General features: G+C 69.1%; 2 protein-coding genes. Both read right to left on the bottom strand.

Annotation, left to right across the window (positions count from 1 at the left end; translation table 11 throughout):
* Positions 1–64 precede the first annotated feature (64 nt).
* Positions 65–12388 carry a non-ribosomal peptide synthase/polyketide synthase gene (locus tag ACYJSS_RS01975; RefSeq protein WP_236205943.1) on the bottom strand — a complete coding sequence of 4108 codons (12324 nt, stop codon included), beginning with the start codon at positions 12386–12388 and terminating at the stop codon, positions 65–67.
* Positions 12388–23472, bottom strand: coding sequence for a non-ribosomal peptide synthetase (locus ACYJSS_RS01970; protein ID WP_275672245.1), 11085 nt, complete (start codon positions 23470–23472; stop codon positions 12388–12390). The genes ACYJSS_RS01975 and ACYJSS_RS01970 overlap by 1 nt, the downstream gene beginning before the upstream one ends.
* Position 23473: the final 1 nt, after the last annotated feature.

Raw genomic sequence — 23473 nt, 5'->3', positions numbered from 1 at the left:
ATCCACCGCAGGGGGCCATGCGAGATGGCGCCCCTCCGGCAGTACGAAGGACCGCAACGAACACTCAGGCCGCCTGCGCGACGCAGTGCTCGATCAGCGCCTCCAGTTCGGCCTGGTAGGCCTGCATCAGCTGCTCGACGGTCTCGACGCGGTAGCGGCGGTTGCTGAAGACACAGCGCAAGGCCAGTTGCCCGTCGTACACCTGCCCGACGATTTCCAGCCAGTTGCCCAGTGCGGCCATGGGGCTGTAGCAGCTGCCATAGCTCTCGGCCGCCGGCACCAGCATGGCCTTGTCGTCGAAGCTCTGGTCGAACTGCCCCAGGTAGTTGAAGGTGACCCGCGCCTGGGGGGCGGCGCTCAACTGCGCGGCGACCTCCGGGCCGCTCAGGTGGCGCAGGACGCCGTAGCCGAGCCCCTTGTTCGGCACCGCCGCCAGCTGGCGTTGCACGGCCCTGACCGAGGCGCCGATGTCGTCGTCCAGCCCCGGTGTGAGACGTACCGGGAACATGCTGGTGAACCAGCCGACGGTGCGGCTCAGGTCGATGTCGGCCAGCAGGTCCTCACGCCCGTGCCCTTCCAGCTGGATCAGCGCCGAGGCTTGCCCGCTCCAACGGCACAGCACGCGGCTGAGGGCCGCCAGCAGCACGTCGTTGATCTGCGTCCGATAGACCGCCGGCACCTGCTTGAGCAACTGCTGGGTGTGCACCTCGGACAGGGTCAGGTGAGCCACCGCCTGGTGCCGCACCTGGTTCTTGCCCCGCGGGTTGTCGCAAGGCAGCTCGCTGCCCGGCTGGCGCGCCTGCGCGAGCCAGTAGTCCCGTTCCTCGGCCGGGAAGCTCTCGGCATAGGCGCCCAGGCCTTCCGCCCAGGCGCGGTAGCTGCTGGTGCGGAACGGGAAGCTGGGCGTCTCGCCCCTGTCATAGGCCTCGTAGGCCATCTGCAGGTCCTGCAGCAGCACCCGCCAGGAGACGGTGTCGATGACCAGGTGATGGATCACCATCAGCACCCGGGTCTCGCCGTTGGCCATGGCCACATGGGCGGTGCGCCAGACCGGGCCATCGCGCAGGTCCAGGCTGCGCTGGACCTCCTCGGCGAACAGTTCCAGCTCCGCCTCGTCCGCGACCTCCCGCTGCCAGAGCAAGGGCTCCGATGCCCAGAGCGCCTGCAGCTCCGCCAACGGCTGGTAGTGCTGCAGGGTGCGCCCACCGACCTCGGTGAAGCGCAGGCGCAGGGCGTCGTGCTGCTGGACGATGCTGCGCAGCGCCAGCTCCAGGGCCGCCAGGTTCAATGCCTGGCGTGCGCGCAACAGCAACGCCTGGTTGAAGTGGTGAGGCTCTTCCATGCGTTCGTCGAACAGCCACTGCTGGATCGGAATCAGGTTGAACTGGCCTTCGGCAGCCACCTGGGTGGTGTCCGCCTGGGGCTGATCCGCCAGCGGCCGCTGCCCGAAGATCGCCTCGATGGTCGGGTGGCGCATCAGGTCCCGCAGCTTCAGCTCCATGTTCAGCTCCGGGTGGTTACGCACCCTCGACACCACTTGCAGGCTGAGGATGGAGTCGCCCCCCAGCTCGAAGAAGTTGTCGGTGATGCCCACCTGCTCCACCTGCAGCACCTCGGCCCAGACCTGCGCCATCAGCTGCTCGTCGCGGGTCCGCCCGGCCACGTACCGGGTGCCCTTGAACGCGGGCTCCGGCAGCGCCTGGCGATCGAGCTTGCCGTTGGGCGTCACCGGCAGGCGCGGCAGGCAGATGATCTGCGCCGGCACCATGTAGTCCGGCAGGCTGGCCCGCAGCTCGGCCTTCAGGCGGTCGCCGATGGGCTCGCCGCCCGGCGTCACCACATAGCCGATCAGTTGCTTGCCCGAAGCGCTGTCCCGGGCGACCACGACGGCGTCGTCGACATCGCCCGACTGGCGCAGGCAGGCCTCGATCTCACCGAGTTCGATACGGAAGCCCCGTACCTTGATCTGGTGATCGATGCGGCCGACGTAGTCGAGCACGCCATCGGCGCGGCGGCGCACCAGGTCGCCACTGCGGTACATGCGATCGCCCGGCTTGCCGAAGGGATCGGGCACGAAGCGCTCGGCGCTGAGCCCGGCACGACGGTGATAGCCACGGGCGACGCCTTCGCCACCGATGTAGAGCTCGCCGGCGATGCCCGGTGGCAGCGGGTTGAGGTTCTCGTCCAGCACATAGAGCGCGCGCTGCCCCACCGCGCGACCGATGGGCGCATAGGCGGCTTCGCAGCGGGTGCTGGCCGGCACCTTCCACAGCATCGGGGTGACCACGGTCTCGGTCGGCCCATAGCCGTTGGTGAAGTAGCGGGGACGCAGGGCGGCCTTCACCTGCTCGAAGGTCGGCTCCGGCACCGCGTCGCCGCCGAAGCAGTACACGCGCACCGGTGGCGGGGTCAGCCCGCTCTGCTCCGCGTATTCGGCCAGCTGCTTGAGGTAGGCCGGCGGGAAGCAGGCGATGCTGATGGCGTGCCGGTGCAGGGCCTCGAAGGTCTGCTCGGGCGTCCACAGCGCACCGTCGCGGATGACCAGGGTGCCGCCGCTGAACAAGGTGCTCAGCCAGCGCTCATGGGCCCCGTCGAAGGCGAACGACATGAAGTGCAGCTCGCGGGTCCCGGTATCCATCTCGTACAAATTGGCGATCGCCTGGCAATGCATGCTCAGCGGGCCGTGGGTCACCGCGACGCCCTTGGGCCGCCCGGTGGAGCCGGAGGTGTAGATCAGGTAGGCCAGGTTCTGCGCCAGCAGGCCGCTGTGCAGCGGCTCGGTGCTGCCGGCCCATTCGTCGAAGCCATCCAGCAGCAACACCTGCGGGCCATCCACCCGGGGCAAGCGCTCCTTCACGCCGCTGTGGCTCAGCAGCAGCGCCATGGCGGAGTCTTCGATCATGAAGGCCAGCCGGTCCGACGGGTAGTCGATGTCGAGGGGAACGTAGGCCGCCCCGCTCTTCATCACCGCCAGGAAGGCCACGACCGTCTCCACCGAGCGTTCCAGGGCCACGCCGACCACCTTCTCCGGGCCTGCGCCGAGCGCCAGCAGGCGGTGGGCCAGCCGGTCCGAAAGGTTCGCCAGCTCGCCATAGGACAGCTGCCGCTCACCGCAGACCAGCGCCACGGCGTCCGGGCGCTCGGCGGCGTGGCGGGCGATCAGCTCGGGCAGCAGTGCCGTCGGCTGTTCATCGGCCACAGGCGCCGCGCTCCACTGGGCGAAGGCCTGCTGCTGCACGGGCGGCAGCAGCGCGAGGTTGCCCAGGGCCACCTCCGGCGAGGCGATCAGCACCTCCAGCATGTGCTCCAGGGTGACACGGATGCGCTCCACCGCCTCGACGCTGAACGCGTTGCGCAGGAACAGGTACTCGATGGACAGCCGGTCCCCCAGGTGCACCGCCAGGTCCATGGGGAAGTTGGTCACATCGTGGTTGCGGGAGGCTCCGAAGCTCAGGCCGGTGTCGTTCTCCTCGCCCAGGCGTTCGTCGATCGGGTAGTTCTCGAACACCAGGATGCTGTCGAACAGCCCCTGGCCGCCCATCCCGGACCAGCGCTGGATATCCGCCAGGGGGGCGTGGGCGTGCTCGCGGATCTCCAGGTTGTACGCCTGCAGCTGCTGCAGCCATTGCGCCAGGGGCTGCTCCGCCGGCAGGGTCTGGATCACCGGCAGGGTGTTGATGAACAGGCCCAGGATGCTGTCGGCATTGGCCAGGCTGGCCGGGCGCCCCGCCACGGTGGCGCCGAACACCACGGTGGATTGGCCGGTGAAGCGCTGCAACAGCAGCAGCCAGGCGCCCTGGATCAGGGTGTTGGGGGTGATGTGCAGGTCGCGGCAGGCCTGCTGCAGGCGGCGGGTCTGCACCTCGTCCCAGCGGGTGTACAGGGCGTCGTGGCCTGGCAGGTCCTGCGCATGCCGGGGGAAGACCGACTGGGCGAGGAAGGTAGCCTGCTCCAGCTCGCCCAGGCGTGCCCGCCAGAACGACTCCAGGCTGTTCCCATCCTGCCGCTTCAGCCAGGCGATGAAGTCACGGTAAGGCCCGTTGCGGGTCGCGACCTGGCCCTTGGCATAGAACTGCATGACCTCGCCGAACAGCCGCGAACTGCTCCAGCCGTCCATGAGGATGTGGTGGCAGGTCCAGATCAGTTGGTGGCGCTGCTCGTCCAGGCGCAGCAGCAACACGCGCTGCAAGGGTGCCTGCGCCAGGTCGAAGCCTTCCCGGTAGTCGGCCGCCGCGCGCTCGGCGAGGGCCTCTTCGCCCTGCTCACGCTGCCGCCAGTCTTCCTGCCGCAGGTCCAGTGGTACATGGCGGTGGACGATCTGCACCGGCTCGCTCGAGCCGCTCTGCCAGTGGAAGCTGGTCCGCAGGATGTCCTCGCGGGCGATCACCTGCTCCCAGGCCCAGGCGAAACGCTCGGCGTCCAGGCCCTCGACGGGCAGGCTGATCTGGTTGACGTAGAGCCCGGTGGCGTCGTCGGCCAGGCTGTGGAACAGCATGCCTGCCTGCATCGGCGACAGCGGGTACACATCCTGTATCTGCGGCACCGGCACGGGCAGCGCATCCAGCTGCTTCTGGTTCAGGCCGGCGAGCGGGAAGTCGGACGGCGTCAGGCCCTGGATGCCCTCGTCGCAGCAATGGTCGATCAGCCGCTCCAGCGCAGCGCCATAGGCGCCCGCCAGGCGCTCCATCACGGCGATGTCGAACACCTCGCGGCTGAAGGTCCAGTCCAGGCTCAAGCGCCCATCGAAGACCTTGCCGTTGATGGTCAGCCAGTTGCCCAGGGGCACATCGTCGCCGTGGCCGTCACCGCTGCCCTCCTCGCCCGGCACGAACAGCGCCTGCGCATCGAAGCTCTGGTCGAACTGGCCCAGGTAGTTGAAGGTGATGCGGGCCTGGGGCAACCCGGCCAGGCGCTGCTGGATATCCGGCGCGCCCAGGTGGCGCAGCACGCCATAGCCCAGGCCCTTGTCCGGCACGGCCCGCAACTGCTCCTTGATGCGCTTGATCGATTCCCCCGGGTTCTCCGAAGGGGTCAGCAGCACCGGGTACAGGCTGGTGAACCAGCCGACGGTGCGGCTCAGGTCGATGCCGTCGAAGATCTCCTCGCGGCCGTGGCCTTCCAGCTCCACCAGGCAGGCCGGCTGGCCGGTCCATTGGCAGACGGCGGTGGCCAGCGCGCTGAGCAGCAGGTCATTGACCTGGGTGCGATAGGCCACAGGGGCCTGCTTGAGCAGGCGCTGGGTCTGCTCGACGCTCAGCGACAGGCTCACCGAATGCCCATGCGCCGAGGCCTGGCTGCCTTCGGGGTTCGCCCTGGGCAACTCCGGCAGGGGCTGGTCGAGGCGGCTGGTCCAGTAGGCCAGCTCCCGCTCCAGCGCATCGCTTCCCGCATGGTCGTGCAGACGCTCGGCCCAGGTCCTGAATGCCGTCGACTTGGCCGGCAGCTTCACCGCCTCGCCGCGCGACAGCTGCTCGTAGGCGCTCTGCAGGTCTTCCAGGAGGATGCGCCAGGACACGCCATCCACCACCAGGTGGTGGATGGCCAGGTGCAGGCGCGAGCTGCCATCGGCCATGTCGATCAGGCTGCAGCGCAGCAACGGGCCCTGTTGCAGGTCCAGGCTGCGTTGCGCGCGGTTGGCCAGGGCGAGGAGCTCATCGGCATCGCGAGCGGTGCCTTGCCAGAGCTCGAGCGGTTGCTCGGCCACGGCCGCGTGGCGCGCCTTCCAGCTGCCGCTGGCGGTCTTGTGGAAGCGCAGGCGCAATGCATCGTGATGGGCGACGACCGCTTCGAGGGCCGCACCGAGCCGCGCGACGTCCAGCGGCTCGCGGGGCGTCAGCAGGATCGACTGGTTCCAGTGCTGCGGCTGGGCGATTTCGCTGGCGAGGAAGCCCTGCTGCATGGGCAGCAGCAGGCTCTCTCCGGTGACCGGCCCCTGGTCCACCCGGTTCGCCTCGCCCTGCTGGGCGACCTGGGCCAGGGCCTGGATGGTCTGGTGCAGGAACAGGTCGCGAGGCGCCAGGGCGATGCCCCGCTGGCGGGCGCGGCTGACCACCTGGATCGAGTTGATCGAATCACCACCCAGGGCGAAGAAGTTGTCGGTGATGCCCACCTCGGGTACGCCAAGTACCGCCTGCCAGATTTCCGCCAGGGCCCGCTCGACCTCGCTGCCGGGTGCCACATAGGCGCTCTGCGCCTCGTCCAGGCTCGGAACCGGCAGCGCCTTGCGGTCCAGCTTGCCGTTGGGGCTCAGCGGCATGCGCTCCAGCGCGGTGATGTGCGGCGGCACCATGTGCTCGGGCAGGGTGCGCTGCAGGTGCGCGACCAGTTGCTCACGCAGGAGCGGCCAGTCCGGCGTCTCCCCCTGCAGGACCAGGTAGGCGCTGAGGTACTTGCCGCTGCGCCCGTCCAGGGCGACGACCACGGCCTCGCGCACGTTGTCGTGGTCCAGCAGGCGCGCTTCGATCTCGCCCAGCTCGATGCGCAGGCCACGGATCTTCACCTGGTGGTCGATACGGCCCAGGTAGTCGATGACGCCATCGGCGCGGTAACGGGCCAGGTCACCGGTGCGGTACAGCCGTTCGCCCTCCACGAAGGGGCTGGGTACGAAGCGTTCCGCCGTCAGCGCGGGGCGGCGATGGTAGCCACGGGCAAGGCCCTGGCCACTGAGGTAGAGCTCGCCGCTGACGCCGACCGGCACCGGGTTCAGCTCGGGGTCGAGGATGTAGGTCATCAGGTTGGCGATGGGCTCGCCGATCGGCACCGCCTCGCGCCCTTCGTCGCGGCAGGTCCAGTGCGTCACGTCGATGGCCGCTTCCGTCGGGCCATACAGGTTGTACAGGGCGGCGCCGGGCAACCGGGCGAACACCTGCTGCTGGGCATCCACCGGCAGGGCTTCGCCGCTGCAGACGATGCGGGTCAGGCTGCGGCAGCGCCCCGCGTTCTCGTCCAGCAGGAAGGCCTGCAGCATCGAGGGCACAAAATGCAGGGTGGTGACGGCCTCGTCCTCGATCAGCCGGATCAGCTGCGCGGGGTCGCGGTGAGCACCCGGCTCGGCGACCACCAGGCGCACGCCGTACATCAGCGGCCAGAAGAACTCCCAGACCGAAACGTCGAAGCTGAACGGCGTCTTCTGCAGCACGCTGTCACCTTCGCCGAGCCCGTAGGCGTCCTGCATCCAGCACAGGCGGTTGGTCAGCGCGCCATGGCTGTTGCCCGCGCCCTTGGGCTTGCCCGTGGAGCCGGAGGTGTAGATCACATAGGCCAGGTTCGAGGCGGCGAGCGGCACCTCGGGGTTGCCGGCCGGGTAGCCCTGCAACCGCGCCTCACCATCGTCCAGCAACAAAGTCTTCACACCACCGGGTATCAGCAGCTGTTCCTGCAGCCCGGCCTGGGTCAGCAGCAGCTCGATGCCGCTGTCCTCGATCATGTAGGCCAGGCGTTCGCGGGGGTATTCCGGGTCCAGCGGCACATAGGCGCCGCCGGCCTTGAGGATGGCCAGCAGGCCCACGACCATGTCCAGGCTGCGGTGCACCGAGATCCCCACCAGGGAGTCGGCGGTCACGCCCTGCTCGATCAGGCGGTGCGCCCAGCGGTTGGCCCGCGCATTGAGCTCGCCGTAGCTCAGGGCCTGGCCGGCGAAGACCAGCGCACAGGCTGCGGGGTTCGCCGCCACCTGCGCCTCGATCAGGCGATGGACCGGCTGGTGGTTCGGGTAGTGGGCGCCGGTGCGGTTCCACTCGTAGAGCATGTGATGACGTTGCGCGGCGTCCAGCAGCGGCAGCTCGCCGACGGCCTGGCTGGGGCTGGCGACGATGCCGCGCAGCAGGTTCAGCCAGTGCTGCCCCATGCGCTCCACGGTGGCGCGGTCGAACAGGTCGGTCGCGTAGGACAGCGCGGCGGAAAGGCCCGCCTCGTACTCGAAGGTGTCCAGCGTCAGGTCGAACTGCGCGGTGCCGGCATCCCAGCTGAGCTCTTCCAGCGCCAGGCCGGCCAGGGACGTGACCTCGCGCTGCACCTCGCCGCCGTGGTTGAACATCACCTGGAACAGCGGGCTGTGGCTCAGGTTGCGCACCGGTTGCAGCGCCTCCACCAATTGTTCGAAGGGCAGGTCCTGGTGCGCCTGGGCCTGCTGGGCGGTCTGGCGCACCTGGCGCAGCAGCGTCGCGAAGGGCACATGGCCGTCGACCTGGGCCTTGAGCACCTGGGTGTTGACGAAGAAGCCGATCAGGCCTTCGGTCTCAAGGCGGTTGCGGTTGGCGATCGGCACGCCGACACGGATGTCGCCCTGCCCGCTGAAGCGGTGCAGCAGCACCTGGAAGGAGGCCAGCAGCACCGTGAACAGGCTGCAGTTCTCGCGCTGCGCCAGCTGCTTGAGCGCAACCGCCAGGGTCGGCTCCAGGGCGATGGCGATGCGCGCGCCGCGATAGCTCTGTTGTGCCGGGCGCGGCCGGTCCGTCGGCAGCTCCAGGACGGGCTGCTCGCCGCCCAGCTGCGCGCTCCAGTAGGCCAGCTGGCGGGCCTGTTCGCCCTCCTCCAGCCAGCGCCGCTGCCAGTGGCCGTAGTCGGCGTACTGGATCGGCAGCTCCGGCAGGGCTACGGGCTGGCCCTGGCTGTGGCCGACATAGAGTTTCAGCGTCTCGTCGATCATCACGCGCATCGACCAGGCATCGGAAACGATGTGGTGCTGGGTGAGCACCAGGACATGGTCGTCCTCGGCCAGCCGCAACAGCTTCACCCTCAGCAGCGGGCCGGCCTGCAGGTCGAACAGGCGCCGGGTCTCGGTCTCCACCGCCGCCCGAATCGCCTCGTCGCTGGCGTCGGCGGCCAGCGCCTCGACCTCGATCACCACCGGCGCCGCCGGGTGGATCACCTGCAGGGGCCGCTCGCCGTCCAGCACGAACGACGTGCGCAGGCTTTCATGGCGCGCGACCAGGGCGGCGAAGCTGCGCTCCAGCGCGGGCAGGTCCAGGGCGCCGCGAAGGCGCAGGGCCGCCGGGATGTGATAGGCGCTGCTGCTGGGCTCCAGCTGCCAGAGAATCCATTGCCGTTGCTGGGCATGGGAAAGCTCCAGCGGCTGCTCCCGGGAAACCCGCGGGATCGGCTGCTCGACCGGCTGCCTGTCCGCTTCCAGGGCGCGCGCCAGGGCATCGAGCTCGGGGTGGGCGAAGAGCAGGCGCAGCGGTACCTGGGCCTGCAGGGCCTGGCGCAGGCGCGCCATGACCTGGGTGGCGAGCAGCGAATGCCCGCCCAGTTCGAAGAAGCTGTCGTGCACGCCGACCCGCTCGACGCGCAGCACCTGCGCCCAGACCTCGGCGATGGTCCGCTCCAGTTCGGTACGCGGCGCCACATAGGCCTTCTGCCATTGCCGCGCATCGGGCCTGGGCAGTTGCTTGCGGTCCAGCTTGCCGTTGGGCGTGAGGGGGAAGCGCTCCAGCAGCACCGTGTACGCGGGCACCATGTAGTCCGGCAGCTTCAGGCGCAGGCGGTCGTTGAGGCCGTCACGCAGCCGGGCCTGGGCGTCGGCATCTTCGGCAGCCGGCAGGTCGCGGGGCACGACATAGGCCACCAGCACCTGCCCGCCCGGGGCGTCCTGCGCCACCACGGCGACCTCGCGCACCTCGTCCTGCTCCTGCAGGCGCGCCTCGATCTCGCCCAGCTCGATGCGCAAGCCACGGATCTTCACCTGGTGGTCGATGCGACCCAGGTACTCGATGATGCCGTCGGCACGGATACGGGCCAGGTCGCCGGTGCGGTACAGGCGCTCCCCAGCCTTGAAGGGATTGGGAATGAAGCGTTCAGCGGTCAGCCCCGGGCGCTGGAAGTAACCGCGCGCGAGGCCGTCGCCGGCGATCAGCAGTTCACCGGCCACGCCATGGGGCACGGGGGACAGGTCGGCGCCGACCACATAGAGCGCGGTGTTGTCGATGGGGCGTCCCAGCCAGGGCTCGGGGGCCTCCTGGCCAAGCCGGTGGATGGCCGACCAGATGGTGGTCTCGGTCGGCCCGTAGAGGTTCCACACCTCGCCGCCCAGGACCAGCATGCGGGCCGCCAGCTCGCGCGGCAGCGCCTCGCCGCCACAGAGGAAGGTGCAGCCACGCAGGACCTCCGCCCGCTCGTTGTCCAGCAGCATGCGCCAGGACGACGGCGTCGCCTGCAGCACGTTCACCTGCTCGCGTTCCACCAGGTCCAGTACCGCGTAGGGGTCCTGGGCGACCTCGGGTCCGCTCAGCACGATGCGCGCGCCGACCATCAGGGGCACGTAGATCTCCAGGCCGAAGATGTCGAAGGAGAAGGTGGTCAGCGACAGCACCCGGTCCCCGGCCACGACGCCCGGCACACGGGCCATGCTGGCGACGAAGTTGGTCAGCGCGCCATGGCGCACCATCACGCCCTTGGGGCGCCCGGTGGAGCCCGATGTGTAGAGGGTGTAGGCGAGGTTTTCCGCTTCGATCCGGGTGGGCAGGTCCATGTCGGGGAAGGCATCCAGCGAGTCGCCCAGCTCGTCCAGCAGCAGTGCCCGCACCGTCGTCGGCACCGGCAGGCGCTCGGCCAGCGCGCGCTGGGTCAGCAGCAGCTCGATGCCGCTGTCCTCGATCATGTAGGCCAGGCGCTCCTCGGGGAACGCCGGGTCCAGCGGCAGGTAGGCGCCGCCGGCCTTGAGGATGGCGAGCAGCCCCACCAGCATGTCCACGCTGCGCGCAACCGAGAGCCCCACCAGCAGGTCCGGCCCCACGCCCAGCTCGACCAGCCGGCCGGCCAGGCGATTGGCGCGGCGGTTGAGATCGGCATAGCCCAGTCGTTCCCCACCGATCACCAGGGCGATGGCGTCGGGATCACGCGTCACCTGGGCCTGGAACAGCTCATGGACGAAACGCGCCTCCGGAAGCGCAACCGCCGTGTCGTTCAGCTCCACCAGCATCGCCTGCTGCTGGCTCGCATCCAGCAGCGGCAGCTCGCCGACGGCCTGCTCCGGCCTGGCCAGGATGCCGCGCAGCAGGTTCAGCCAATGGCCGGCCATGCGCTCCACCGTGGCGGCGCAGAACAGGTCGGTGGCGTAGGTCATGGAGGCGCTGATGCCGCCGGGATGCTCGAGCGTCTCCAGGGTCAGGTCGAACGACGCCGTGCGGGTCTCGCCCTGCAGCCCCTCGACCCGCAGCCCAGCCACCGGCGCCCCGCGTGCAGGGCCCTCCGCCTGGTGGTTGAACAGCACCTGGAACAGCGGCGTATGGCTGAGGTTGCGCTCCGGCTGCAGCGCCTCCACCAATTGTTCGAACGGCAGGTCCTGGTGGGCCTGGGCCCCCAGCGCCGCCTGCTTGACGTCCTGCAGCAGCGCGCGGAACGGCGCCTGGCCGTCGACCTCGCTGCGCAGGACCTGGGTGTTGACGAAGAAGCCGATCAGGCGCTCGGTCTCCACCCGGTTGCGGTTCGCGGTGGGCACGCCGACGCGGATGTCGTCCTGCCCGCTGTAGCGGTGCAACAGGGCCTGGAAGGACGCCAGGAGCACCATGAACAGGCTGACGCCCTCGCGCTGGGCCATCTGCTTCAACCCGGATGACAGGCCGTCGTCCAGCGCGATCTCCAGGCGCGCGCCGCGGTAGCTCATCACCGCCGGGCGCGGGAAATCGGTGGGCAACTCCAGCACCGGCTGCCGCCCGCCGAGCAGGCCCGTCCAGTACGCCAGCTGCCGCTCGCGCTCGCCCGCCTCCATCCAGTGCCGCTGCCAGATGGCGTAGTCGGCGTACTGGATCGGCAGCGGCGGCAACTCGGGCGCCTGGCCACGGCTGAAGCCGGCATAGAAGGTGACCAGCTCCTCCACCATGACCTGCATCGACCAGCCATCGGAGACGATGTGGTGCAGCACCACGATCAGCAGGTGATCGTCATCGGCCAGGCGCAACAGGCGCACGCGCAGCAGCGGCCCGTTCTGCAGGTCGAAGAGCGGCTCGGTCTGCTCCTCGATCAGTTGGCGCAGCTGCTGGGCATCCGGAACCTGCGCCAGGGGCTCGGCCGCCAGCGTCAGCGGTGCCGGCGAGCCGACCCGCTGGAAGGTCGCCTCACCGTCCTGGACGAAGGTGGTGCGCAGGCTGTCGTGCCGCGCGACCAGGGCGTTGAAGCTGCGCTCCAGCGCCGCCACATCCAGCGCGCCCTGCAGGCGCAGGGCCGTGGGCATGTGATAGGCGGCGCTGTCCGGGTCGAGCTGCCAGAGGAACCATTGGCGCTCCTGGGCGAAGGACAGCGGCAGGCTGTCGAACGCATCGCTCACCGGCGGGATCGGCAGGTTCGCCGGCGACACGTTTTCTTCACGCATCTTCTGCAGGTACTGCCTGCGCTTCTCCAGTGGCAACGTGATGAAGCGCCTGGCGATGCGTAAAGCAACCGTGTTGTCCATCAAACCTCCTCCATTTCATCGAGCAGGGCCTCGAGCCTGCTCAATGTCGACGTACTCGTTGGCGCCCCGGTCTGTTGCAGCTGGGCGACGAAGTCCCCCAGTACCGGGTGCTGGAATATCAATTGCGGGGTGAGGCTCATGCCCAGCTCCAGTTGCAGGCGCGACACCACGTTCACCGCCAGCAACGAGTGCCCACCCAATTCGAAGAAATCGTCGCCGAGCCCGACCTGATCGAGCTTCAGCACGTCCTGCCAGATGGCGGCGACCTGCAGCTCCAGCTCGCTGCCAGGCGCCACGTAGGCCACCTGCAGCGGGCGGGCATCCGGCGCCGGCAGTGCCTTGCGATCCAGCTTGCCGTTGGTGGTCAGCGGCAGGCGGTCCAGGAACACCACCTGGCCGGGCACCATGAAGTCCGGCAGGTGATCGGCCAGGCGCGCCTTCAGGCGTTCGCCGAGCAGCGCTTCGGCCGGCTCCAGCGCACCCGCCTCGGCGACCACATAGGCCACCAGGGCCTGGCCGTCCGGGGCCAGGACCACGGCTTCACGCACCTCCGGCTGGGCCCGCAGGCGGGCCTCGATCTCGCCGAGTTCGATGCGCAGGCCACGGACCTTGACCTGGTGGTCGATGCGCCCGATGTATTCGATGACGCCATCCGCGGTGTAGCGCACCAGGTCCCCGGTGCGGTACAGCCGCCCGCCCTCGCGACCGCTGCGGGCGAAGGGATCGGGGATGAAGCGCTCGGCGGTCAGCGCCGGTCGCTGGTGATAACCACGGGCCAGCGAATCGCCGGCGATGTACAGCTCACCGACGGCACCGATGGCACAGGGCTGCAGCGCGCAGTCGAGAACATAGGTGCGCACGTTGCCCAGCGGGCGGCCGATGGCGACCGTGCGGCGCTCGTCACCCTCGGCGGCTGCCACGAGGTGGCTGGTGCTGTCGATGGTGGCTTCCGTCGGCCCGTAGAGGTTGTGCAGCTCACCGTCGAACAGCGCCATCGCCTGGTCCGCCAGGTGCTGGCCCAGGGCCTCGCCGCCGCAGAGCAACAGGCGCAGGGTGGCCAGCTGCTCGCGCCGGGCCAGGGGCAGCAGGGCCTGCAGCAGCGAGGGGGCGAGCTGCAGGACGCTGATCCGCCAGCGCACCACCTCGGCCCAGAGACGGGTCAGGTCGAGGTTCAGGTCCGGGCTCGCCAGGACCAGCTGCGCACCGCTCATCAACGGCAGCCAGAACTCCCAGACCGAGGCGTCGAAGCTGATCGCGGTCTTCTGCAGCACGCGGTCCTCGGCCTGCAGCGCCAGGCGATCCTGCATCCACGCCATGTGGTTGCTCAGCGCGCTGTGGCGGATGCCCACGCCCTTGGGGCGCCCAGTGGAACCGGAGGTGTAGATCACATAGGCCAGGTTCTGCCCGTCCGGCGCAACCGCCGGGTCGCGCTCGTCGCGGCTGGCCAGCACTTCGTCCAGGCCGTCCAGCGCCAGGCAGCTCACGCCGCTGTCGACGAACCGCGCCTCCAGGGCCCGCTCGCTGAGCAGCAGGGCGATGCCGCTGTCCTCGACCATGTAGGCCAGGCGGTCCTGCGGGTAGGCCGGGTCCAGCGGCACATAGGCGCCACCGGCCTTGAGGATCGCCAGCAGCCCGACCACCATCAGCGGCCCTCGCTGCAAGGCGAGCCCCACCAGCACATCGGGGCCCACGCCGCGCTCGATCAGCAGGTGCGCCAGGCGGTTGGCCCGGGCGTTGAGCTGCCCGTAGGTGAGGCTCTGCCCCTCTGCCAGCACGGCCACGGCCTGGGGCTGGCGCTGTGCCTGGAAGGCCACCCACTGGTGCACCTGGCGAGCATCCCGCGGGGCGGTCTCGGTGGCGTTCCACTGCTCCACCACGCGGGCGTGCATCGGCGCGTCCAGCAGGCCGAACTCGCCGAGACGACGCTGGGCGTCCGAACCGGGCATCTGCATCAGCAGGTGCACCATCTGGTCACCGAGGCCCTGGATCGATTCGCGGGAATAGCAAGCGTTGGCATAGGTGAAGTGCAGGTTGAGGATGTCACTCAGATGAACGGCCAGGGTCAGCGGGAAATTAGTTTGTTCCCGGTTGCCGAGGGCGCCGAAGCCGAGCCCGTCCGGTGCGCTGTCCTGCAGTGCCTGGGAGACCGGGTAGTTCTCGAACACCAGCAAGGTGTCGAACAGGCTGTCCCCGCCCTGCCCCGCCCAGCGCTGGATGTCGTACAGCGGCGTGTGCTCGTGCTCGCGCAGCGCCAGGTTCTGCGCCTGCAACGCCTGCAGCAGGTCGACGAGGGGTTGCTCGGGGCGCGGGCTGGCGATCACCGGCAAGGTGTTGATGAACAGGCCGATCTGCTCCTGGATGCCCCGCAGTTCGGCCGGGCGACCGGCCACCGTGGCGCCGAACGCCACGCCGTCCTGCCCCGTATGGCGTTGCAGCAGCAACAGCCAGGCGGCCTGCACCAGGGTATTGAGCGTGACCTTCTGCTGCCGGGCGAACTCGCCCAGGCGCTGGCATTCCTCCCGCGAAAGCGAGCGGTGGACGCTGTCGTGGCTGGGCTCGTCGGCCCGGGAGGCGCGCGGCTGGTCCGGCCCGGCCAGGCGGGTCGGCGCGTCGAGGGCCGCCAGTTGGCCACGCCAGAAGGTTTCGCTGGCAACGGGGTCGCGCCCCGCCAGCCAGGCGATGTAGTCGCGGTAGCGCCCGCCCTGGCGCACCACCTGCTGCCCCGCATAGCGCTGCAGCACCTCGCCGAGCAGCTGCGAATTGCTCCAGCCATCCATGAGGATGTGGTGGTGGGTGTAGACCAGGTGCCAGGCGCCTTCGCCGACCTGCACCAGGGCCAGGCGCAGCAAGGGCGCACGGGCCAGGTCGAAGCCCTGCTCCAGCTCGGCGGTCGCCAGGGCATCGAGCGCGGTGGCCAGGTCATCGCGGCCACGCCAGTCGTGCCGTGCGAAAGGAACCTCGACCTGGCGCTGGACGACCTGCAGCGGTCGCTCCAGGCCACCCTCCCAGATGAACCGGCTGCGCAGGATGTCATGAGCTTCCACGGCTTCCTGCCAGGCCCGCTGGAAACGCTCGGGGTCGAGCCCCTGCATGTCCAGGCGCATCTGGTTGATGTAGTGGCCGGTGCCCGGCTCATACAGGCTGTGGAACAGCATGCCCTGCTGCATCGGCGTCAGCGGGTAGAGGTCGTCGACCTCGCGGGCGGAAACCGGCAGCGCATCCAGCTGCCCCTGGCCAAGCCCGGCCAGGGGGAAGTCCGAGGGCGTCACGCCCTGGTTGATCGGCTGGGCACAGTGTTCGATCAGCTGCTCCAGCTCGGCGGCATAGTCATCGGCCAGTCGCTGGATCGTCTGCTCGTCGAACTGCTCGCGGCTGAAGGTCCAGCCCAGGCTCAGCTCGCCCTCGTACACCTGGCCGTTGAGGCTCAGCCAGTTGCCCAGGGGCGCCAGCGGGCTGTGGTCGGCGCCGGAACCCTCGCGGGCCGGGCGGAACAGTGCCGCCTGGCTGTCGTCGAAGCTGCCGTCGAACTGGCCGAGGTAGTTGAAGGTCAGGCGCGGCTCGGGCAGTGCCCGCAGCGCTGCACGGGCGTTCTCGTCCCCCAGGTAGCGCAGCGCACCGAAGCCCGTGCCCTTGTCGGGAACGGCCCGCAGCTGCTCCTTGATCGCCTTGATCGACGCCGCCAGGGCGCCCGCCGGCGTGAGCTTCACCGGGAACAGGCTGGTGAACCAGCCGAGGGTGCGGGTCAGGTCGATGTTGGAGAACAGTTCCTCACGACCATGGCCTTCCAGCTGGATGAGGGTGTTCGGCTGCCCGGTCCAGCGGCAGATCACCCGTGCCAGGGCGGTGAGCAGCAGGTCGTTGACCTGGGTGCGGTAGGCCTTGGGGGCCTCCTGCAACAGGCGACGGGTCGCCTCCCGGCCCAGCTGGGTGAACAGGGTGCGCGCCAGGCGCGCCTCACGGGGTGCATCCGGGTGTTCGCAGGGCAGTTCGGCGCAAGCGTCCTGCAGGTGCTCCTGCCAGAACCCCAGCTGCCGTTGCAGGGCTTCGCTGCGGGCATGGCGCTGCATCTGCTCGGCGAACGCCTTGACCGAACTGGTCTTGGACGGCAGCCGCACCGGCTCGCCGCCCTGCACTTGGCGGTAGGCGGCCTGCAGGTCGTCGAAGAGGATGCGCCAGGAGACGCCATCGATCGCCAGGTGGTGGACCACCAGCTGCAAGCGTTGGCTGCCGTCCGCCAGGGTGGCCAGCACCGCGCGCAGCAGCGGGCCGTCCTGCAGGTCCAGGCTACGCTGGGCCCGCTCGAGCAGCGCGTCCAGGGCGGCGGCATCCGCGACACGGGCCTCCCAGAGCAGGCTGGCGTGTGCCCAGTCCTGCTCCTGGCGGTCGAGGTCACGGTGGGTCGCTTCCCAGCCTTCCACGCCCTCGACGAAGCTCAGGCGCAGGGCATCGTGATGCCTGACCAGGCTGCGCAGGGCCTGCTCCAGCACCCCGGGCTGCAACGGGCTGGCCGGGGCCAGCAACACCGACTGGTTGTAGTGATGGCGTTCGGGGATGGGCTCGGCGAAGAAGGCGTGCTGGATCGGCAGCAAGGGCGTGCTGCCCAGGACCGGCCCCTGGTCCACGACGAACGCTTCGTCGCCCACCTGCGCAACGCCGGCCAGCGCGTGGACGGTCTGGTGCTGGAACAGGTCCTTGGGCGTGATGCGGATGCCGTCCTGACGGGCGCGGCTCACCACCTGGATGGAGATGATCGAGTCGCCGCCCAGCTCGAAGAAGTTGTCGTTGAGCCCCACCCGCTCCAGCTTGAGCACGTCCTGCCAGATCAGCGCCAGGCGCTGCTCCAGCTCGCTTTGCGGCGCCACGTAGTGCTGCTGCGCCTGGCTCGCATCCGGTTGCGGCAGCGCCTTGCGGTCCAGCTTGCCGTTGGCGGTCAGCGGCCAGTGCTCCACGAACAGCAGGTGCGTCGGCACCATGTAGTCCGGCAGCTCGGCCTTCAGCTCGGTTTTCAGAGCGTCGCGCAATGCGCCGGCATCCTCCAGCGGGCTCGCTGGCAGCACGTAGCCCACCAGTTGCGTGCCGGTCGGCCCTTCATGGGCCAGCACCACGGCCTCGCGCACGGCATCCAGCGCAGCCAGGCGCGCCTCGATCTCGCCTAGCTCGATACGGAAACCACGGATCTTCACCTGATGGTCGATCCGTCCCACGTATTGGATGACGCCGTCGCTGCGGTACTGCGCCAGGTCGCCGGTGCGGTACAGGCGTGCACCGGGCTCGCCGAAGGGATCGGGAATGAAGCGCTGTGCGGTCAGGTCGCCACGGTTCAGGTAGCCCCGCGCCAGGCCGGCACGGCCTACGTAGAGCTCGCCGATGCAGCCACGGGGCACGGGGTTGAGCTCACCGTCGAGCAGGTACCAGGACAGGTCCGGGATCGGCTCGCCGATGGGGCTGCTGGCGTCATGCTCAAGATCAGCCAGGGACAGCGGTCGGTAAGTGACGTGCACCGTGGTCTCGGTGATGCCGTACATGTTGATCAGCTGCGGCGCGGTGTCGCCGAAACGTTCGAACCAGGGGCGCAGGCCGTGCACGTCCAGGGCCTCGCCACCGAACACCACGTAACGCAGCGCCAGCTCATCCTGGGCGGCGCAGGCGATCTGCATCAGCGGCTTGAAGGCCGAGGGCGTCTGGTTGAGCACGGTGACGCCGGTGTTCACCAGCAGGGCATGGAAGTCCTGCGGCGAACGGCTCACATCGTGGGGCACGATTACCAGCTCGCCGCCGTACAGCAGCGCGCCGAAGATTTCCCAGACCGAGAAATCGAAGGCATAGGAATGGAACAGCGACCAGACGTCCTGGGGGCCGAAGTCGAACCAGCCTTCGGTGGCCTGGAACAGCCGCATGAGGTTGCTGTGGGGCAGCAGCGTGCCCTTGGGCTTGCCGGTGGAGCCGGAGGTGTAGATCACGTAGGCCAGGTTGGCCGGCGACATCGCCACCTGCGGCTCGTGCTCGGGATAACCCGCCGCGCCCTCCAGCAGCAATGCATCCACCGTCGCCGGGATCGGCAGGCTCTCTAGCAAGGCTGGCTGAGTCAGCAGCAGGCGGATGCCGCTGTCCTCGATCATGTAGGCCAGGCGGTCCTCGGGGTAGCTCGGGTCCAGGGGCACATAGGCGCCACCGGCTTTGAGGATCGCCAGCAGGCCCACCACCATTTCCAGGCCACGCTCGGTGGCCAAGCCCACCCGCACATCCAGGCCCACGCCACGCTCGATCAGTTGGTGGGCCAAACGGTTGGCCCAGGTATCGAGTTCGCCATAGCTCAGGGTCTGTGCCTCGAAGCGCAGGGCGATGGCCGCCGGGCGCAGGCGCGCCTGTTCGGCGATGCGCTGGTGGGCGCACTGGGTGACGTCGAAAGCACGGGCCGCCGGGTTCCACTGCCGTAGGTTCGCCTGGCGCTCCTCGGCATCGAGCAGCGGCAGTTCGCCGACGCGGCACTGCGGGTCGGCGACGATGCCGCGCAGCAGGTTGAGCCAGTGGCCGGCCAGGCGCGAGACGGTGCCCGCGTCGAACAGGTCGGTGGCGTAGGTCAGCGAGGCGGTGAGCTCACCGGCTGCTTCCAGGGTGTCCAGGGTCAGGTCGAACTGGGCGGTGTGGCTGTCCCAGTCCTGCGCTTTCAGCGTCAACCCGGGAAGGGACGGCAGCGCCTCACGACCGGCGCTCTGGTGGTTGTAGAGCACCTGGAACAGTGGGCTGTGGCTCAGGCTGCGCTCCGGGCGCAGGGCATCCACCAGCTGCTCGAAGGGCAGGTCCTGGTGCGCTTCCGCGCCCAGCGCCGCATCCCGGGCCTGCCCGAGCAGATCGGCGAAGCGCACCTGCCCATCGACCTGGGCCCTGAGCACCTGGGTGTTGACGAAGAAGCCGATCAGGCGCTCGGTCTCCACGCGGTTGCGGTTGGCGATCGGTACGCCGACGCGGATATCCGCCTGCCCGCTGTAGCGATGCAACAGCGCCTGGAACGAGGCCAGCAGCACCATGAACAGGGTCACGCCCTCGCGCTGCGCCAGCTGGGCGAGTTGCCCGGCCAATGCCGGCGGCAGCTCGATGGCCAGGCGGGCACCGGCGAAACTCTGCTGGGCCGGGCGTGGGCGGTCGGTGGGCAGCTCCAGCAATGGGTGCTCGTCGCCCAGGGCGGCGGTCCAGTAGGCCAGCTGGCGTTCGCGCTCGCCCGCTTCCATCCACTGGCGTTGCCAGGCGGCATAGTCCGCGTACTGGATGGGCAAGGCGTCCTGACGCACGGCCAGGCCCTGGCCATGGGCCCCATAGCCCTCCATCAGCTCCTGCACCAGCAGTTGCATCGACCAGCCATCGGAGACGATGTGGTGCTGGGTCAGCACCAGCACATGCGCCTGCGGCGCGATGCGCAGCAGGCCGACCCGCAGCAGCGGGCCCTTTTCGAGGTCGAAGGGTTCGCTGACCTGCTTCTGCACGAAGGCGCGGATGTACGCCTCGTCCGCGCCCTCCTCCACCTCGGGCGACAGCACCAGCGGCAGGTCGGGGTGGATCAGTTGACGGGCCTGCCCATCGCTCTGGACGAAGGTGGTGCGCAGGCTTTCGTGACGCTGCACCAGGCCCGCGAAGGCCCGTTGCAGTGCCTCGATGTCGAGCTCGCCCTCGATCCGCAGCGCTGCAGGAATGTGATAGGCGGCGCTGCCCGGCTCCATCTGCCAGAGGAACCACTGGCGCTGCTGGGCATAGGACAGCGGCAGGCTCTGCCCGCGATCCACCCGTGGAATGGACAGGGTCTGCACACCTGCGGATTGTTCCAGCACCTTCACGCAGGCCTTGAAGTCGGCATTCTCGAACAGTTGGCGAAGCTGCAGGTCGAGCCCCAGCTCCTGGCGAATCCGCGACACCATCTGGGTGGCCAGCAACGAGTGCCCGCCCAGCTCGAAGAAGTTGTCGTTGAGCCCTACCCGCTCCAGCTTCAGCACGTCCTGCCAGATCAGTGCCAGGCGTTGCTCCAGCTCGCTCTGCGGCGCCACATGGTGCTGCTGCGCCTGGCTCGCATCCGGCTGCGGCAGCGCCTTGCGATCCAGCTTGCCGTTGGCGGTCAGCGGCCAGCGCTCCACGAACAGCAGGTGCGTCGGCACCATGTAGTCCGGCAGTTCGGCCTTCAGCCCGGTTTTCAGGGCGTCACGCAATGCGCCGGCATCCTCCAGCGGACTCGCTGGCAGCACGTAGCCCACCAGTTGCGTGCCGGTCGGCCCTTCATGGGCCAGCACCACGGCCTCTCGCACGGCATCCAGCGCAGCCAGGCGCGCCTCGATCTCACCCAGCTCGATGCGGAAACCACGGATCTTCACCTGGTGGTCGATGCGCCCCACGTATTGGATGACGCCATCGCTGCGGTACTGCGCCAAGTCGCCGGTGCGATACAGGCGCGCACCGGGCTCGCCGAAGGGGTCGGGGATGAAACGCTGTGCGGTCAGGTCGCCACGGTTCAGGTAGCCCCGCGCCAGGCCGGCACGGCCCACGTAGAGCTCACCGATGCAGCCACGAGGCACGGGGTTGAGCTCGCCATCGAGCAGGTACCAGGACAGGTCCGGGATCGGCTCGCCGATGGGGCTGCTGGCGTCATGTTCCAGGTCCGCCAGGGACAGCGGTCGGTAAGTGACGTGCACCGTGGTCTCGGTGATGCCGTACATGTTGATCAGCTGCGGCGCGGTATCGCCGAAACGTTCGAACCAGGGGCGCAGGCTGTGCACGTCCAGGGCCTCGCCACCGAACACCACGTAACGCAGCGCCAGCTCATCCTGGGCGGCGCAGGCGATCTGCATCAGCGGCTTGAAGGCCGAGGGCGTCTGGTTGAGCACGGTGACACCGGTGCTCACCAGCAGCGCGTGGAAGTCCTGCGGCGAACGGCTCACATCGTGGGGCACGATTACCAGCTCGCCGCCGTACAGCAGCGCGCCGAAGATCTCCCAGACCGAGAAATCGAAGGCATAGGAATGGAACAGCGACCAGACGTCCCGGGGGCCGAAGTCGAACCAGCCTTCGGTGGCCTGGAACAGCCGCATGAGGTTGCTGTGGGGCAGCAACGTGCCTTTCGGCTTGCCGGTGGAGCCGGAGGTGTAGATCACATAGGCCAGGTTGGCCGGCGACATCGCCACCTGCGGATCATGCTCGGGGTAGCCCGCCGCGCCATCCAGCAGCAATGCATCCACCGTCGCCGGTATCGGCAGGCGCTGCAGCAAGGCTGGCTGGGTCAGCAGCAGGCGGATGCCGCTGTCCTCGATCATGTAGGCCAGGCGGTCCTCGGGGTAGCTCGGGTCCAGGGGCACATAGGCGCCACCGGCTTTGAGGATCGCCAACAGGCCCACCACCATCTCCAGGCCACGCTCGGTGGCCAAGCCCACCCGCACATCTGGGCCAACGCCGCGCTCGATCAGCTGGTGAGCCAGGCGGTTGGCCCAGGTATCGAGCTCGCCATAGCTCAGGGTCTGCGCCTCGAAGCGCAGGGCAATGGCCGCCGGGCGCAGGCGCGCCTGCTCGGCGATGCGCTGGTGGGCGCATTGGGTGACGTCGAAATCACGGGCCGCCGGGTTCCACTGCTGCAGGTTCGCCTGGCGCTCCTCGGCATCGAGCAGCGGCAGTTCGCCGACGCGGCACTGCGGGTCGGCGACGATGCCGCGCAGCAGGTTGAGCCAATGGTCGGCCAGGCGCGAGACGGTGCCCGCATCGAACAGGTCGGTGGCGTAGGTCAGCGAGGCGGCGAGTTCGCCGGCTGTTTCCAGGGTGTCCAGGGTCAGGTCGAACTGGGCGGTGTGGGCGCTCCAGTCCAGGCTCTCCACGCGCAGCCCCGGCAGTTGCAAGGCTTGGCCCGCCGCATCGGTCTGGTGGTTGAACATCACCTGGAACAGCGGGCCATGGCTGAGCTGACGCTCGGGGGCCAGGGCCTGCACCACCTGCTCGAAGGGCAGGTCCTGATGCGCCTGCGCACCCAGGGCGGCCTGCTTGACCTGCGCCAGCAGATCGGTGAAGGGCATGTCGCCACGGATATCCGCATCCAGCACCTGGGTGTTGACGAAGAAGCCGATCAGGCGCTCGGTTTCCACGCGGTTGCGGTTGGCGATCGGCACGCCGACGCGGATGTCCGCCTGCCCGCTGTAGCGGTGCAGCAGCGCCTGGAACGATGCCAGCAGCACCATGAACAGGGTCAGCCCCTGGCGCTGGGCCAGCTCGCGCAACGCCGAGGCCAGTGCGGCCTCCAGCTGCAGGTCCAGGCGCGCACCGCGATGGCTCTGGACCAGCGGTCGGGCACGGTCGGCCGGCAGCGACAGCACGCTGCCGGCATCGCCCAGCCGTTCGGTCCAGTAGGCCAGCTGGCGTTGCTGCTCGCCGGCTTCCATCCACTTCCGCTGCCAGATCGCGTAGTCCGCATACTGGATCGGCAGCGGCGCAAGCGCCGCCGCTCGACCGCTGGCATGGGCGAGATAGAGCTCGATCAGGTCCTCGACCATCACCTGCGAGGAGGCGCCGTCGGAAACGATGTGGTGCAGGGTGAGGACCAGCACATGGTCGTCCTGGGCCAGCCTCAGCAGCTTCAGCCGCACCAGCGGCCCCCGCTGCAGGTCGAACGGGCGGGCGACTTCGTCATCGACGAACGCCTTGATCGCCCCCTCGTCGACAGCGCCTTCGAGGGCCTGGAACTCGATCGCCAGGCGGCCGGCCTCGACCACCACCTGGCGCAGGCCCTGCCCGTCCTCGACGAACACCGTGCGCAGGACCTCGTGGCGTTCGAGCAGGCCGTCGACGCTGCGTTGCAGCGCCTCGATATCCAGGGCACCCCGCAGCCTCAGGGCGGTGGGCATGTTGTAGGCGGCGCTGTCGGGGTCCAGGCGCCAGAGGAACCATTGACGCTCCTGGGCGTAGGACAGCTCCAGCGAGGGGAACTCGTGGCGCGTCACCGGTATCGGCAGCGCCGAGAAGCTCATGTTCTTGCTGCGCAGCTTGTCGAGGAAGGCCTGGCGCTGTGCCAGCGGCAGGCGGATGAAGCGCTGCACCAGGGAGAGGTTGTCGGGTTGGTTCATG

Source organism: Pseudomonas sp. No.21 (assembly GCF_054558415.1).
The sequence above is the reverse complement of the archived record's forward strand: the minus strand, read 5'-3'. Positions and strand labels throughout refer to the sequence as shown.